The organism is Conexibacter sp. DBS9H8, from assembly GCF_023330685.1.
In the GTDB taxonomy this organism is placed as follows: domain Bacteria; phylum Actinomycetota; class Thermoleophilia; order Solirubrobacterales; family Solirubrobacteraceae; genus Palsa-465.
Map to the genome: position 1 here is coordinate 985,372 of NZ_CP097128.1, position 15,706 is coordinate 1,001,077.

Here is a 15,706-nt window from a genome sequence, read left to right on the forward strand (position 1 = left end):
GGGAAGTTCGTGAGAACGAAGTTAGCCGACTGTCGCCGTCCCGAAGGCGATCTTCGTCACACTAGAGCTGAGCAGGGACGCTTGGCGGCTCAGCTGGGCGCCGACAAAGGCCACCGGCTTCTCCAGCTGGGTCGTGACGAAGCTGACGGGCTTCTCGAGCTGGCTGGAGACAAACGCGGTCGGCTTCTCCAGCTGGCTGGAGACGAACGCCGTCGGCTTCTCCAGCTGGGCGGAGAGAAAGCTGAGGGGATCATCGAGCTGAACGGTGATCACGCCGCGCTGGCGTTCGAGTTCGCTGCCGAGCTTCGCGGCCCGGCGCTCGAACCCACCCGAGAGGGAGGAGAGGTCGCTCTCAATCCGCTTGGCGCGCTCCCGGACGGTCCGTTCGATCTGGCCGGCCTGATCACGGACCCGCCGTTCAATCCGGGCGCGCTGGTCCCGGACCTGGCGCTCGAGGCCCTCGCGGGCGCTCGCACCGCGCCGCTCGAAGCGCTCGAGCTCCTTGGCCAGGCTCTCCCGGGTCTCGAACTTCGCGCCGAGGTCACGCAGGCTCGAGGCGACCTCATCCCGCAGGATCAGGCTCGCTCCGAGTGGCACGAGCATCGCCCGCTCGGCGACGACGGCGGCCTGGGCGACCGGGGTGCGCGCCTGGGTCGAGTCGCTCGGCGCCCGGGGCGGGGCGGCCGCGCCGGTGCGGGACCCGGGGGCTGGCTTCGGGCCCGCGCTCGCTCGCTTGGTGGCGGCCGGCTTGGCGCTGGTCGTCCGCCTGGTGGTCGCGGAGGTCTTGGCAGCCGTCCGCTTGCTCGCGGCGCCGGTCCCAGCCGTCTCGGTCGCCTTCGCGCCTGCGGCCGTCGTCTTCTTCGCGGCGGCGGCGGCGCTGCCCTTGCCGGCACGAGCCTTGGCGGTCCCGGTCGGAGCGGCGGCGCTCGCACGGGGTCGCGGCGTGCGCGCCGCGGCGCTCTGGGTGCCCGTGCCGGCCGCCCCGGCAGCGGCAGTGCGCCGAGGACGGCGGGGGGCGGTCGCCTCCGGGCTCGCGGGGGTGGCGGCGCCGGTGCTCTCCGGCGTCGTCGTCGCGGTCTCCGGGGCGGTGGATGAGGCGCCGGCCGTGGTCGGTGTGTTCTCAGGCATGTGTCCCGCTCAGCTCGCTTCCGTGGAAGTTCGATTCGGTCAAGGGTGACGTCGACGCCGAGAAACCCCTGCAGGCGTCCGACAGTCGAGATACGCCCCCGTAGCGTCGCTGTTACAGCCCGCCGGCACCAATGTGCGCTTCCTCACAGAATCCCAACGTTGGCGGTCCGGCCAAGGTGGCGGTCAGCCGCCGCGGGCGGCCGCCGTCCGGGCGAGCCACCCGGCCGGATCCTCGAGCTCGGCCCGGGTCGGCAGGGCCGACGGGGCGGAGAAGAGGTGGGCGAGCGCGGCCGTTCCCGCCGCCGCGACGATCGCATCACAGAACACCTTTCCGCGCGCGTACTGGGCGAGCTTCAGCTCAAGCCCGAGCAGCCGGCCGATCAGCCGCGAGGGTCCCATCCGGCCGGTCCGGCGGGCATCGAGGGCGGCCCGCAGCCGCGGCAGGGAGGGCAGCAGCTCGGGGGCGACGGCATCCATCACATGCTCGGCGTGGCCCTCGATCACCGCCATCACCGCCTGGATCCGGTCGATCGTCGCCCGCTCGGTCGGGCTCGTCAACGCGCCGATCAGGTCGGCCCGGATGAGGGAGCGCCCGACCCGGCGGACCCCGGCGGCGGTCGGCAGCGACAGCCGGCGGGGCCGTTCCATCCGGACCTCCGCGGAGGCCATCAGCTCGCCGATCAGGCCGCTGAGGTGCGGTTTGAGCCAGCCGACGGCGCCGAACTGAACCGCGTGAGTGACCTCATGGAGCATCACCCAGGTGAGGAACTCGTCCGCGTCGGCCCCGAACCCGGCGACCGCCTTGGTCAGGTTCGGCATCACGAGCAGCAGCCGGGGCGGGTGCGGGTCGGCCTCCTCCACGAGCACGAGCTCGTACTGGCCGAGCACCCGCTGGGCGAGATAGCCGACGAGCAGGCCCAGCTCGGTGGAGACGGCCGCGCCGATCGCCAGCTGGGCGGCCGGAGCGGCCGGTCCGAGGCCCCTGCCCGCCCGGGTGAGGACAGGCTCCATCAGGGACCGCATCGAGGTGAGGTTCGCGCGCACCCACTCACGCCGGTCGACCGCCTCGGGCGCGGGCAGCGGCGCGTCCGGCACGAGGCCGGTGTAGGCGACGACCCGACGCTGCGCCTCCGCGGCGATCGTGCTGAGGTCGGGGGTGGTCGGCCGCGGGCCAGCGGGCCCGCGGCCGGCGACGCGGGTGGCGATCCACTCGGCGACGATCCAGTCGACGAGGTCGCTCATCAGGATCGGGTGCCGCTGGCGGGGATGAGGGCGAGCTCCTGAACGGTCGCCTCGCTGCGGGCCGCGACGACCGGTGAGTGGGCGATCACGTCAAGCGGCGCCCCCAACGGCGCGTCGCAGGCGGGGAAGGCGACGGCGCCGCCGCCCTCGCGGACGATCAGCTGGCCGGCGGCGGCGTCGACGGCCCGGCAGGCGCGCAGGGAGACGAGCCCGTCAAGGCGGCCGGCGGCGACCTGGCACAGTGCGGCGGCGATCGTCCCGAGCGCACGCAGCCGGTAGGCGCTGGCGGCGAGCGGCTCGGCGGCCGCCGCGACCCAGCGCGGGTCGGCGGACTCGATCCCGAGCACCTCGAGGCGGCCGGTCGGACCGCGCCGCTCCGGCACGCTCGGGTCCAGCCGCCGGCCATTACAGAACGCGCCCGCACCCTCGCTCGCCCACCACTCCTCCTCCGGGCCGAAGTCGAACACGTAGCCGAAGCGGACGTCGGACATCAGCGGCCCGTCCGCGACGGCGATCGACAGGGCGTGGTGGGGCAGGCCGCGCTTGGCGTTGAGCGACCCGTCGATCGGGTCGATGACGACCCGCAGCGGGCCGCCGCCGAAGCTCACCTCCCCGCGCTCCTCCGACACGGCGGTGAAGTCGAGTCCGCCGGCGTGGAGCGCGTCGAGCTGGGCGAAGATCGCCTCCTCCGCGGCCGCGTCGATCATCAGCGTGTCGTCACCGCCGCTGCCGACGGTGCCCGTCTCGACCGCCCGGTCGGCGATGCTCGGCAGGCTTTCCAGCAACGAGCGGACGTCCGTGACGGCACTGCGGCAGGCGACGAGCCAGTCACTGGCGAGGATGGAGGCCACCGACCTATGCTGACAGGAACGTGGGCGCACCCCTCACCGCCACGCCATCCCCGCCCCCTGACCCGGTCCGCCACCGCGGCGGGCCGCTGCTGATCACGGGGGTGTCCGGCACCGGCAAGAGCACCCTGATCCGGGACCGGTTCACCTTCCTGGTCAGGGAGGGAGCCGCCCCCGAGCGGATCGCCGTGCTCGTCCCGAGCGCGAACCGGGCCGAGGCGGTCGCGGCCGCGCTCGAACGGACGCTGCCCGGCGGATTCGGGGAGCTCGCCGTCGGCGCGCCCCACCAGCTCGCCGCCGCGCTGCTGGGCCGCGTCCCCGGATATGGCCACCTGCCCGACGCGGTCCTCAGCGCGAGTGAGCGGCTCGCCCTGCTCAGTGAGCGGATCGACGAGCTCCCGTTGAGCCACCACGACCTTGGCGGCAACCCGAGCGCGCTGCTGGCGGGCATCCTGCGCCGCATCGACGTGCTCAAGGCCGCGCTGATCACCGCCGCCCGCTACGACCGCTGGGCCGCCCAGCTCGACGGGGATGCCGAGCTCGCCGCCGCCGCCCGGACGGGCCGGCTGCCGGTGCACGGCGCGCGCGAACGGGAGTTCGCCGCCCTGTATGCCGCCCACGACCGGATCCTCGCCGCCGCCGGCCTGCTCGACCGCGGCGACCTGATCGCCCGGGCGATCCGGGTCGCCTCCGAGCCCGGTCTCGCCCGCGACTGCTTTGACCATCTGCTCGTCGACGACGCGCACGAGCTGTCGCTCGCCGCCAGCACCCTCGCCCGGGTGATCGCCGGCCCGCGGCTCACCGTCGCCGGGGATCCCACCGGCGCGATCGGCGGCCTGCGCGGCGCCGGGGCCGCCCGCCTGGAGAGCTTCGTGACCGCCCACACCCGCCGGGTCGCCCTGCCCGGGCCCGGCCGCCGCCCGACCCGCCGGTTCTGGGCCGCGGACTCCGAACGTGCCCAGGCCCAGGCGGTCGCCCGGGAGATCGAGGCGCTCCTGTCCCGCCCCGAGGCGCCGCTGGAGCCCGCCGCGATCGCCGTCGCCGTCCCGTCGGTGACCCGCGACGGGCCGGCCCTCGCCGCCGCCCTCCAGGCCCGCGCGGTGCCCCACCGCCTCGTCGGGGAGGCCGCGTTCTTCGCCCGCACCGAGATCCGTGACCTGATCGCCTGGCTGCGCCTGCTCAGCGACCCGACCGACGCGCCCGCAGTCGTCCGCGCGCTCGTCCGGCCGCCCGTCGAGCTGCGCTCCGTCGACGTCGCCCGGGTCACCCAGATCGCCCGCCGGCGCAAGCTTGACATGGTCAGCGCCCTCAGCGCCGCGACCGAATCCCCGCAGGTGCCGCCGGAGGCGCGCGAGCGGATCCGCGCCTTCCTCGCCCTCCAGCGGGCCGGCGCGGCCGAGATCGACACGATCGGCGCCGACCTCTGCGTCCACCGGCTGATCGACCGGCTCGGGCTGCGCCGCCGCCACCTGTTCACCGGTCAGGCTGACGTCGTCGACCAGCTCCGCGCGCTCGCACGCTTCAGCGCCCTCGCCGCCGCCCACGGCATGCGCAGCCCGCGAGCGCACGCGCGGGACTTCGCCCGCTCGATCGCCGCCGTCGCCGACCAGACCGCCCTCGCGGTCGGGGACGGCGACCTGCCGGCGCTGACCGACACCGAGGAGGTGCAGATCGTCGCCCTCGAGGCCTGCGGCGGCCTGTCCGTGCAGGTCCTGTTTGCGCTCGGCCTTGGGGCCGAGCTCACCGGCGCCGGTGACGTCCCGGTCCCGGACGCGCTGCTGAGCGAGCCCCTTCCCGCCGACGACACCGCCCCCCGCCACACCCAGCTCGCCACCCGCCTGGAGGCGATCCTCACCCGGGCCACCGACACCGTCGTGCTCGGCTGGGTCCCGACCGCGGGCCGCCCCCATGAGCTCGTTGAGGCGGCCCGCCGGGAGGCCGGGGCGGAGTGGGAGGAGATCTCCGAGGAGCCCTTCAGCCCGGACGAGAGCCTGCCCGCGAGCTTCCGGATGCTCCGCGACGAGCTGATGGCCGGGACGACCCGGGCGGCCGGGCGGCTCGCCGAGCTGCGCCTCGACACCGACCTCGACGTCTCCCACGCCGTCGTGCGTTACCTCGAGCTGCTCAAGGTCGCGGCGCTGATCGCCCGCCCGGACGGCCAGCCGCTGACCGACGCGCTCGTCGACGTCAACCTGCGGATCGCCTCCGCGATCACCGCCGAGCAGCGCGAGATCTTCCACTCCAGCCCGCTGGACGAGCACCTGCTCGACGCCGACCGGGACGTCCGCCGCCGCGCCCGGACCCTCGCCGCCCGGGATGAGCCGTCCCTCGCCCGCTTCCTGCCCCTGCGCGACGGCGGGGTCATGCTGTCGGCCGGGGACATCGACACCTACCGCAGCTGCCCGCTGAAGTACAAGTTCGCCCGGGTGTTCCGGATCCCCCAGGAGCCGACCCTGCACCAGCGCTTCGGGATCACCGTCCACCAGGTCCTCGAGCGCTTCCACAACGGCGAGGGCGGCGCCGGGGCGGACGGATCGCTGGAGCGGATCTCGGACCTGCTTGAGAACGCCTGGCGCCGGCAGGGCTTTGGTGACAGCGCCGAGGAACGCCAGCTGCGGGTCAAGGCCCAGGTCGCCCTCGAGCGCTTCCACGCCGCCGCGGCCGATCAGAGCGGCGAGCCGGTCTGGTTCGAGCGGTCCTTCAGCTTCCGGCTCGGCACCCACCTCGTCCGCGGCCGCGTCGACCGGGTCGACCGGCTCCCCGACGGCGGCTATGAGCTGATCGACTACAAGACCGGCCGGCCGCGCAGCCCCGCTGCGCTCGCCCAGGACGTCCAGCTGTCCCTCTACACCGTCGCGGCGGCGGAGGCGTGGGGGCTCGAGCCCAGCCAGGGCGCCTACTACTACCTGCTCGATGACGCGAAGGTCGCCGTCCCCGCCGGCGCGGAGCGTTCCGAATGGATCCGTTCCGTCGCGGTCGAGGTCGCCGAGGGAATCCTCGCCCAGGAGTTCGAGCCGACCCCGTCCACGGCCGCCTGCGGGTTCTGTGACTACCGGCTCACCTGTCCGGCGGCCGAGCGCTGAGGGGGGTCAGTGCCCGCCGCGGGGCGGATCGCCGCCGCGCTGGCGCAGGAACCGCTGCAGCTCCCGCTCGATGGCGTCCCCGGACAGCATCGGGAACGGCTCCTCCTCCGCGTCATCCCCGGAGGCCTGCTCGAGCCGTTCCACGAACGCCTGCACGTCCGGGTCCGACTGCACGGCGAGGTTGACCTGGCGCTCATAGTCCGCGCAGGCGACCTCCAGCTCGCCGGCGTCGACGGCGACGCCGACCATCCCCTCGAGCTTGCGGACGAGCGCGAGGGCGGCCTTCGGGTTCGGGCTCGCGGCGATGTAGTGGGGGACCGCCGCCCAGATGCTCGCCGACGGCAGCCCCGTCTGATGACAGGCGTGCTGGAGCACGCCGAGGATCCCCGTCGGGCCCTCATAGGAGGAGCGCTGCAGGGAAAGCCGCTCGGTGAGGCCGGGGTCGGTGGCGAACCCGGTGACGTGCACCGGACGGGTGTGGGGCACGTCGGCGAGCAGCGCCCCGAGGGTCACCACGAGCTGGACGTCGAGCGTCTCGGCGAGCTCGATCACGACCTCCGTGAAGGTCCGCCACCGGTACGACGGCTCGGGGCCGATCAGCAGGATCAGGTCCCGCGGGGCGCGGGGCACCTTGACCTCGTACACCTCGACGGTCGGCCACTCGATCGAGCGGGTGTCCCCGTCGACGATCTTCACCCGCGGCCGGGTCGCCTGGAAGTCGTAGAACTCCTCCGGGTCGACGGCGGCGAAGCGGCGGCCCTTGAGCGACTCGCCGACGAAGCTGACCGCCGAGGAGGCGGCATCCGCTGCGTCATTCCAGCCCTTGAAGGCGCACACGAGCGCGGGGGCGCGCAGGCCGGAGGGACGGTATTCCCATTGCAGCGGATGCATACTCTCACCGTACAGGATGGCCTGGAGGTCCCTGCGGGGCCGGCGCCGTCCCGGCGGTGCGCGATGATGGCGGCTGAGATGAGCGCCGCGGCGACGATCAGCACCCTGCGGGCCGGCGATGAGGTCGACGGCGTGTTCGCCTGCGTCCGCAAGGACCGGCTGATGACCCGGACGGGCTCGCCCTACCTCGCCCTCGAGCTGCGCGACCAGACCGGCACCGTGCCCGCCCGTGCCTTCCGTGACGCCGACCTGCTCGGCGGCCGCTTTGACCGCGGTGACCTCGTCAGCGTCCGCGGCCGGGTCGAACGCTTCCGCGACCAGCTCGTCGTCGAGGTCGCCGACATCGCCGCCGCCGGGGACCGGGCCGAGGCCGCGCCGGAGGCATTCCTGCCCGTCGCCTTCCGCGACCGGGACGAGCTTGACGGCTTCCTCGAGCACCTCGCCGGGGAGGTGTTCGACCCCGGCTATGCGGCGCTGCTGGAGGAGCTGCTCGCGGACGCGGAGCTGCGCGCCCAGTGGCGGCTGGCACCCTGCTCGCGGGCGGGTCACCACGCCTACCTTGGCGGGCTGCTCGAGCACACCGTCGCGGTCACCACCCTCGCCCGCGAGGCCGCGGACCTGCACCGCCGGCTCGACTCCGATCTGCTGCTCACCGCGGCGATCGTCCACGACCTCGGCCGGACCGCCGAGTTCACCTACGGGGCGGAGATCGGCCTCACCGACGCCGGCCGGGTCCTCGGCCACCTCGTCCTCGGCCAGCAGCTGCTCTCCGCCCGCCCGGCCTTCACCGCCCTCGCCGCCGACCGACAGCTCGCGCTGCTGCACTGCCTGCTCACCCACCACGGGCCCTCCGGCGCGCCCGGCGGCCGGTTCCAGTCCGCAGAAGCGGTCGCCCTCTACCGGCTCAACGCCGTCGACGCGGCGGTCAAGGGGGTGCTCGAGCACGGTCTTGAGGGCCTGCGTCCCTGACCGGTGCGCCGCTAGGATCCCGGCGCGATGAGCGCGACCGGACCCTACCCGCACCTCACCGCCCCGCTCGACCTCGGGCACACGACGTTGCGCAACCGGGTCGTGATGGGGTCGATGCACACCGGCCTGGAGGATCGGGCCAGCCACTTCCCCCAGCTCGCCGCCTACTTCGCCGAACGGGCCGCCGGGGGGATCGCCCTGGCGATCACCGGCGGCTTCGCCCCCAACCGAGAGGGGTGGCTGTCCCCGTTCGGCTCGCGCCTCGCCACCGACGGGGCCGCCAAGACGCACCGTCAGATCACCGACGCCGTCCATGCCCACGACGCGAAGATCGCCCTGCAGATCCTCCACGCCGGCCGCTACGGCTACCAGCCGCTGTGTGTCTCCTCCTCCGCGGTGAAGTCGCCGATCAGCCCGTTCCGGCCGCGCGCGCTGTCGGCCGCCGCGGTCGAACGGACGATCGACGCCTACGCCCGCACCGCCACCCTCGCCCGCTCCGCCGGCTATGACGGCGTCGAGATCATGGGCTCGGAGGGGTACCTGATCAACCAGTTCCTCTCCCGTCACGTCAACCGCCGTGACGACGACTGGGGCGGGTCGGCCGAGAACCGCCAGCGGCTCGCGGTGGAGATCGCCGCCCGCGTCCGGGAGGCGGTCGGCCCGGACTTCATCGTCATCTTCCGGATGTCGATGCTCGACCTGATCCCCGACGGCCAGAGCTGGGATGAGACCGTCCAGCTCGCCCAGAGCCTCCAGGCCGCCGGGGTGAGCATCCTCAACACCGGGATCGGCTGGCACGAGGCACGGGTCCCGACGATCGTCACCTCCGTCCCGCGGGCCGCGTTCAGCTGGGTGACCGGCAAGCTCCGTGAGGCCGTCTCCATCCCGGTGATCGCCTCCAACCGGATCAACACCCCGGAGGTGGCCGAGTCGATCCTCGCCGGCGGCCAGGCCGACCTCATCTCGATGGCCCGGCCGCTGCTGGCGGACCCCGAGTTCGTCGCCAAGGCCGCCGCCGGTCGCGCCGAGGAGATCAACACCTGCATCGCCTGTAACCAGGCGTGCCTCGACCACACCTTCGCGAACCGCCGGGCCTCCTGTCTCGTCAACCCGCGGGCGGGCCGGGAGACCGAGCTCACCTACCCGCCGGTCGCCTCCGGTGAGGCGAAGCTGATCGCCGTCGTCGGCGCCGGCCCGGCCGGGATGGCGGCCGCGACGGTGCTCGCCCAGCGCGGCCACGCCGTCACCGTCTATGAGGCGGAGGCGCGGATCGGCGGGCAGTTCAACCTCGCCGCCCGCGTCCCCGGCAAGGAGGAGTACGCCGAGACGGTCCGCTACTTCGAGACCCGCCTCAGCCGGCTCGGGGTGCGGGTCCACCTCGGGGTCACCGCGGACGTGGACGAGCTTGGCGGCGGCTATGACGTGGTCATCCTCGCCACCGGGGTCACCCCGCGCACCCCGGAGATCCCCGGGATCGACCACCCGAAGGTGATCTCCTACCACGCGCTGCTCGACGGGTCCGCGGAGGCGGGGGCGAAGGTGGCGGTGATCGGCGCCGGCGGCATCGGCTTCGACGTCAGCGAGTTCCTCACCCACACCGACTCCCCGACCCTGGACCGGGAGCGGTGGATGGCCGAGTGGGGGGTCGCCGACCCGGTCACCCACCCCGGCGGGCTCACCGAACGCCACGGGGCCCCCTCCCCCCGGGAGGTGTGGCTCTGTCAGCGCAGCAGCGGCCGGCTCGGGTCCGGTCTCGCCAAGACGACCGGCTGGGTGCACCGCGCCTCGATCGCCCACAAGGGCGTTCACCTCATCCCCGGCGCCACCTACGAGAAGATCGACGACGCCGGCCTGCACCTCCAGGTCGCCGGGGAGGGCCCCCGCCTGCTCGAGGTCGACCACGTGGTCATCTGCGCCGGGCAGGAACCCCGCCGCGAGCTCGCCGAGCCGCTGAGCACCGCCGGGGTCAGCGTCCACCTCATCGGCGGCGCCGACGTCGCCGCCGAACTGGACGCCAAACGGGCGATCGAGCAGGCCTCCCGCCTCGCGGCGACCCTGTAGGCGCGCCGCTCAGGTGGTCGTGCAGTGGATCGTGGCGCTGCTCGATACGCGCCGGGCAGGGCGATGCATCAGGGTCGGATTGACCGACGGTGATGGCAGGTCTACTGTGTCAAAGGTGCCCAAATCCAGGGTGTGTATCCGGGTGCGGAACCAGACGACACGTCCCGCCCTCGCGCCGTTCCTGCTCCTCCTGGTGCTGGCGGCAGCCCTGTCCGGACCGGGGGGCGCCAGGGCACAGAGCCGGCCGCGCGTGGCCGTCGCGCGACCGGCGTCGGTCCGTTTCACCGGCCTGCTGGCGGTCACCCGGACGAACCGGATCTTTCACCATCCCGTGAGTTTCGGCGCGATCGGGTTCACCTCGTTCCACCGCCGCGCGATCGGGGATGTGCACCTGTCCCTGCTCGGCTGTGACGAGAGCGTCGACGGCAACCTCTCCCATCTGGACAACCTCAGCTTTCGGGGGACCGTTCCGGTCGCCCCGGACGGATCGTTCCGCGCCGGGGTCTCCACCACGATCGACTCCTACCCGGCCAGCATCGCGATCACCGGTCGCCTCGTCGGTCCGGACACGGCCTCGGGCGCCGTCTCCTTCTCTGAGAAGCTGCCGGCACGGCTGCGCAACTACTGCGGCAGCGCGTTCGGGTTCATCGCCAGCGGCCCCCCTGTGCTGGCCGGCAGTGGCCCGGACGCCTGGCGTCAGTCCAAGGTCCGTGCCGTCGTCGGCACGCTCGTTGGCACGACCCCGGGCCCGAAGTCACCGTTCTTTCCCTGCACCGCCACGGTGGTCGACAGCGACAACGAGAGTGTCATCGTGGCCGCCGCCCACTGCCTGGAGACCTTCACCGGGACACCGCTGACGCGCTTTGCCTTTGCGCCCGATCACACCGGCCCGGTCTGTCCCACCCTGGCCTGTGGCGAGAATCCGGTCGGGGTGTGGAGGGCCACCGGCGCCGATGCCCACTTCGATCCGGCGTTCCGCCGCAACGCCGGACTCGACTTCGGCTTCCTTCGCGTCGGGCTGAACGGGGTCGGCGAGTCGCTCCAGCTCGCCGTCGTGCTCGGCAACCGCCGCGATCCCGGCACGGGCGGCTGGGTGCCCTCACTCACCACCGCGCACGGGCTGGCCGCCGCGTTGCACCGGCGCTGGTGGTCGGTCGGGTATCCCATCGTCAGCGACAGCGAACCGCCGCTCAATGATCGCGCCTGCATGACCGTGTCGTCGCCGTCATACGGCAACTGTCAATACGCCGCCCGGCGGGTCTGGTGCGCCGGGGTCGCCTCGTCCCATCCCGTCGGAGCGGCACGTCTCGGACAGCTGAGCGGCTGCTTCGACTACCAGGCCGGCGCGAGCGGCGGCCCGTGGTTCGATCAGTCCGGCAACGTCGGACTTCTCAACAAGGCGGCCAACTCCTCGACGTTGCTCGGCACCCCGCTGGCCGCGGCCGCCGACCGCTACCTCGCCGTCGCCGGGGCGGGGATTTCCTTCCAGCCGGCCTCCTGAGGGCCGTCCTGGCCTGCCCCAGGACGATCGTCGGGCCGGGTCAGCGGCACGGTGGTGAGTAGCGCGCGCCGGGCACGTAGCGGCTCCATTCGACGCGGGTGATCGGTGCGCCTGCCATCACACAGATGCGGGCGATCGCGGCCGCCGGACGGTAGTGCCAGAAGGTCATCCGCTCGGTGCTGCTGCCCGCCACGAGCGTCTGCCCGTCGGGGCTGAAGGTGAGGTCATAGAGCAGGCCGGGGGCTGCGGCAAGCGTGGCGAGCAGCCGCGGACGGCGCCGGTCCCGGAGGCCCCACAGCCAGACCTGCCCGCCGGTCGTGGCGGCGCCGAGGGTGAGCCCGCTGGGGCTGACGGCGACCTGGTACACGTTGTCGCCGGGACCGGTGAGCGGGGGGCCCAGGGACCGGGGGTGGGCCGGGGCGACGATGCTCCACAGCCGGACGGTGTCGTCTGCACCGCCGGCGATCAGCGTCCGCCCGTCCGGAGAGATGACGGTGCTGTAGACGGCGGAGTGAAAGCCGCCGAGCACCGCGAGCCGTCGCGGCCGGGCGGGATCGGCGATGTCCCACAGCCACACCCGGTCGTCGGCGCAGCCGACGGCGATCAGGCGACCGTTCGGGCTGTAGGAGACGCCGAGCACCGGCCCCGAACGGCCCGGGCGGTCAAGCACCGACAGCAGGCGCGGGCGTGCCGGATCGCCGACGTCGTAGAGCCGCACACGCCCGCCATCATCGCCGACCGACAGCAACCGCCCATCCGGGCTGTAGTCGATCTGCTCGATCAGCGGCTCAGCGCCGGTGATCAGCGGCCCGACCGTCCGGGCGTGCCCGGAGGCCGTCAGCCGGTACTCCTGCACGTCACCGGCGACATCCCCGACCGCCAGCAGCCGTCCGTCGGGGGTCATCGCCCCGACGGCGGCGACCGGGCCGAAGCTGCGTGGCATCGTGATCGACCCGACCCGTCGTGGCCGCCAGGAATCGGCGGTGTTCCAGATCTCCACCTGCCCGTGAGGTCCGCCGGTGATCGCGGTGAGCTCGCGGCCGTTGGCGGTGTAGTCGATCGTGTAGGGCGGTCCGATCGTGACGTCCGCGCCGGGGGGTGGAAGCGGCCACAGCCGCGTGGTGCCGTTCTCATCGACGCTGACGAGTGCCCGGTCACCGGCTGTGAAGGCGAGGCCGTCGACGGGGGAGACGTCCTCCAGGGTCGCCTCCGGCGCCCATGAGCCGGTCCGCCAGATCCGGATCGTGTTGTCGGAGGAGCCCGCCGCGAGGAACCGCCCGTCATGGCTGAAGGTGAGCGAGTCGACCCAGTTGGCAAAGCCGTGCAACGGGCGGCCGGGAAGCCGCGGGACCCCGTTCGCTCCGAGCCGCCAGTGCCAGACGGTGAGATCGTGGGCGCCGGCGGCGAGCGTCGACCCGTCCGGGCTGAAGGCGAGCGCGGTCAGCTGCGTCGGGGCGACCGTGACGCGCGTGATCAGTCGCGGTCCGGAGCGGCCCAGGGTCCAGATCGCGAGAGTGCCGGCGGCGCCCGCCGCCGCGAGGTCCCGTCCCGTCGGGGAGTAGGCGACCGCGTCAAGGCTCGGGTGGCCGGGCAGGTCAAGGGTGACCGGCGCCCCTGGTTCGCCGGCGGGTCCCAGAGGCCACTGGCGCACCGCGCCGCCGTCACCGACTGCGGCGAGGCGTCCACCGCCGGGTGAGAAGGTGACGTCGTTGACCCCGCCGCTCACCGACAGTCTCGCGAGGAGCCTCGCCCCCCGGTGCGCGGACAGCCGCCACAGCTCCACGGCGCCGGACGGCGCGCCGCTGGCCAGCAGCCGGCCGTCACCGCTGAGCGCCACCGTGTCCGTTCCCGGCGGGCCCCCCGGGAAGGGGCCCGCGGTCCGCAGGCCGGTGCTGTGGAGTGCCAGCAGGCGAACCTGTCCGCTGGCCACCGACAGCACGCTGAAGAGATGCCCGCCGGCGTCTGAGCTGAGTCCGGTCAGCCCGATCGGGCCGAGCAGACGGGAGGGCATCGGTCCGGCTGTCGCGTCGATGAGCGTCGACCTGGCCTGGGTCGTGGGGGAGATCCCGAAGGCGACGACCGCCAGCTGCATCGCGAGGGAGGGGTTGGCCGGGCCGATCTGTGCCGACTCCACCGCAACCTCCCGTGAGAGCGCCCGGTCGCGCGCGTTCAGCGCCGCCCGGCGGGCACTCAGCGCAACCACCGCGAGGGCGACCGCGAGGAGGGCGAGCGCTCCGATCAGCCCGGCGGCCTGACGGGCCCGCACGAGCCGGCGCCGCTCGGCGGCACGCTCGGCCTGCGCCCGGGCGAGGGAGGTGTCGAGGTAACGCCGCTCGGTCGCGTTCAGCTCCCCGCGATGATCGCCCTCCTGCACCCAATCGGCGATCGCTGACAGCCGCGCGCCGCGCAACAGCTCCCCATCATCCTCGCCGGTCTCGGCCCACGTGTTCGATGCCCGGGTGAGAGCGCGGTGGAGCCGAAGCCCCGCGCGGTCGCGGACGAGCCATTCCGCCAGCCGGGGCCAGGCGACCATCAGCGTCTCATGGCTGATCTCCACGGTCTCCTCCTGAGCGCTGAGCAGACGCGCGGCGATGAACCGCTCGAGCACGTCGGGACGCCGCTGTTCCAGCGGTCCGGGTGAGGGGTCCTGGCCCGCTTCCGCAACGAGCTCGGCCAGCTCGCGCCGGGCGACCCGGCGCCGCGTGAGCGGTCCGTCGTCCTCGACGCGCACGAGCCGGCAGAAGATCCGTCGCGCCAGCTCCTGCTCGCCGGCGGTGAGAGCCTGATAGACGCTCTCTGCGCTGTGGCTGACGGCTTCGAGCAGGCCGCCGGCCGCCCGGTAGTCCTCGACGCCGAGGCGCGCGTGCGGGGAGCGTTCCCAGGTGCTCAGCAGCGCGTGGGAGAGCAGCGGCAGCGCGCCGGCCGCGTGGGCGGGGCCGTTCGCCTCCGCTGGGGCCATCTCAGACAGCAGCAGTTCGACGAGCGACTCATCCACGGCGGCTGCGGCCGCCCGGGCCGGTTCGACGATCGCCGCTCGCAGTTCCGTGCGGGTCAGCGGTCCGACCAGCAGCTGGGAGTCGCGCACGGCCCCAAACAGCGCCGGCTCGGCGACGGCCTCGGCATAGAAGTCCGCGCGCAGTGCCGCCACCGTCGCCGAGCCGGGGGGCCGGAGGTGCCCAAGCTTGGCGAGGAACCTTTCACGCACAGGCTGAGGGAGGCCAAACAGCTCTTCGAGCTGGTCGACCAGGACCAGCCGCCGCCGCTCATGATCACGCTCACCCGGGGGCGACAGCGGGGCGCCAGCGTCCCAGGTGCCGGGCGTGAGCACGCTCAGCTCCCAGCCCGGGCCAAGCGCGCCCGCCGCCACCTGGGCGCCCAGACCGGCACGCAGCAGGGACGACTTTCCCGACCCGGACGGGCCGACGAGCAGCAGCGGCCACGCCGACGGGCCGGCGTCGGTGGCAAGCATCGCGCGCAGCCGCCCCAGCAGCTCGCGGGTGATCGCCTCCCGGCCAAAGAACCAGGCGGCATCCTGGACGTCGAAGGCCTCCAGGCCACGGTACGGGGCGGGCCCTCTCGCGTGGCGTCCGTCACTGCCGCGGCGTACCCGCAGGAGCGCATCGATCCACGCCGGGACCGCGTCCCCTGGCACCCCGCACTCACGCAGGATCGCGGTGTAGAGCTCGAGCTGGCGCGGGCCGGGGAGGTGCCGGCCGCTGACGTAGTCGCCGACGGTCGCCGTTGGCATCGCCAGCCGCCGCGCGAGCTCTCGCACTGACAGACCGCGTGCCTCCCGCAGCGCACTCAAAGCGGCGGCCAGCTGCTCGCGGTTCGTGATCTCCTGTGGCCCCATCGCCCAGTCGCGGTCCGAAAGCGCGAGTCTATTCCCGGGGTCGACGGCGGGCAAGCCGTGGCGTCGGCGCGCGAGGCCCCGGCAGGGGGTGTCCGGGTTCGTCCGAGGTTCTCGGACACGCCTTGACCAC

At 73.7% G+C, this 15,706-nt stretch carries 9 protein-coding genes; 4 read left to right on the plus strand and 5 right to left on the minus strand.

The features are described 5' to 3' along the window. Positions 1-21 precede the first annotated feature (21 nt). From M3M55_RS04650 to M3M55_RS04660, 3 genes are all read right to left on the minus strand, one after another. Positions 22-1,128: a hypothetical protein gene (locus M3M55_RS04650; RefSeq protein WP_249011660.1), complete on the minus strand. Its 1,107-nt coding sequence runs from the start codon at positions 1,126-1,128 to the stop codon at positions 22-24. A gap of 183 nt (positions 1,129-1,311) precedes the next feature. Beyond that, complete coding sequence (locus tag M3M55_RS04655) at positions 1,312-2,370, minus strand: zinc-dependent metalloprotease (RefSeq protein ID WP_249011661.1); 1,059 nt, start codon at positions 2,368-2,370, stop codon at positions 1,312-1,314. Continuing rightward, positions 2,370-3,221 (minus strand): inositol monophosphatase family protein, encoded by an 852-nt coding sequence (locus M3M55_RS04660; protein WP_249011662.1) that lies wholly within the window; start codon positions 3,219-3,221, stop codon positions 2,370-2,372. Before M3M55_RS04660 ends, M3M55_RS04655 begins: the two co-directional genes overlap by 1 nt. A gap of 20 nt (positions 3,222-3,241) precedes the next feature. Between M3M55_RS04660 and M3M55_RS04665 the strand changes: the two genes are divergently transcribed. Next, positions 3,242-6,301, plus strand: a complete 3,060-nt coding sequence (locus M3M55_RS04665; RefSeq protein WP_249011663.1) for an ATP-dependent DNA helicase — start codon at positions 3,242-3,244, stop codon at positions 6,299-6,301. Between the two features lie 6 nt (positions 6,302-6,307). Here the strand turns inward: M3M55_RS04665 and M3M55_RS04670 are convergent, their stop codons facing one another. Beyond that, positions 6,308-7,192, minus strand: coding sequence for a PAC2 family protein (locus M3M55_RS04670; RefSeq protein ID WP_249011664.1), 885 nt, complete (start codon positions 7,190-7,192; stop codon positions 6,308-6,310). A 78-nt stretch (positions 7,193-7,270) separates the two neighbouring features. On the opposite strand from M3M55_RS04670, the gene M3M55_RS04675 reads away from it, so the two are divergent. The 3 genes from M3M55_RS04675 to M3M55_RS04685 all read left to right on the plus strand — a co-directional run bounded on the left by M3M55_RS04675 (position 7,271) and on the right by M3M55_RS04685 (position 11,723). Beyond that, on the plus strand, positions 7,271-8,161 hold the full coding sequence (locus tag M3M55_RS04675) for an HD domain-containing protein (RefSeq protein WP_249011665.1): 891 nt from the start codon (positions 7,271-7,273) through the stop codon (positions 8,159-8,161). A gap of 27 nt (positions 8,162-8,188) precedes the next feature. Beyond that, complete coding sequence (locus M3M55_RS04680) at positions 8,189-10,222, plus strand: NADPH-dependent 2,4-dienoyl-CoA reductase (RefSeq protein ID WP_249011666.1); 2,034 nt, start codon at positions 8,189-8,191, stop codon at positions 10,220-10,222. A 250-nt stretch (positions 10,223-10,472) separates the two neighbouring features. Further along, positions 10,473-11,723, plus strand: coding sequence for a serine protease (locus M3M55_RS04685; RefSeq protein ID WP_249011667.1), 1,251 nt, complete (start codon positions 10,473-10,475; stop codon positions 11,721-11,723). Positions 11,724-11,763: 40 nt separating this feature from the next. Here M3M55_RS04685 and M3M55_RS04690 read toward each other — a convergent pair whose 3' ends face one another. Next, complete coding sequence (locus tag M3M55_RS04690) at positions 11,764-15,630, minus strand: helix-turn-helix domain-containing protein (RefSeq protein WP_249011668.1); 3,867 nt, start codon at positions 15,628-15,630, stop codon at positions 11,764-11,766. Positions 15,631-15,706 lie beyond the last annotated feature (76 nt).

Bases quoted from the DNA above. Each gene is read 5' to 3' on its own strand.
- M3M55_RS04650 (WP_249011660.1), bottom strand. From the start codon at position 1,128: ATGCCTGAGAACACACCGACCACGGCCGGCGCCTCATCCACCGCCCCG.
- M3M55_RS04655 (WP_249011661.1), bottom strand. From the start codon at position 2,370: ATGAGCGACCTCGTCGACTGGATCGTCGCCGAGTGGATCGCCACCCGC.
- M3M55_RS04670 (WP_249011664.1), bottom strand. From the start codon at position 7,192: ATGCATCCGCTGCAATGGGAATACCGTCCCTCCGGCCTGCGCGCCCCC.
- M3M55_RS04675 (WP_249011665.1), top strand. From the start codon at position 7,271: ATGAGCGCCGCGGCGACGATCAGCACCCTGCGGGCCGGCGATGAGGTC.
- M3M55_RS04680 (WP_249011666.1), top strand. From the start codon at position 8,189: ATGAGCGCGACCGGACCCTACCCGCACCTCACCGCCCCGCTCGACCTC.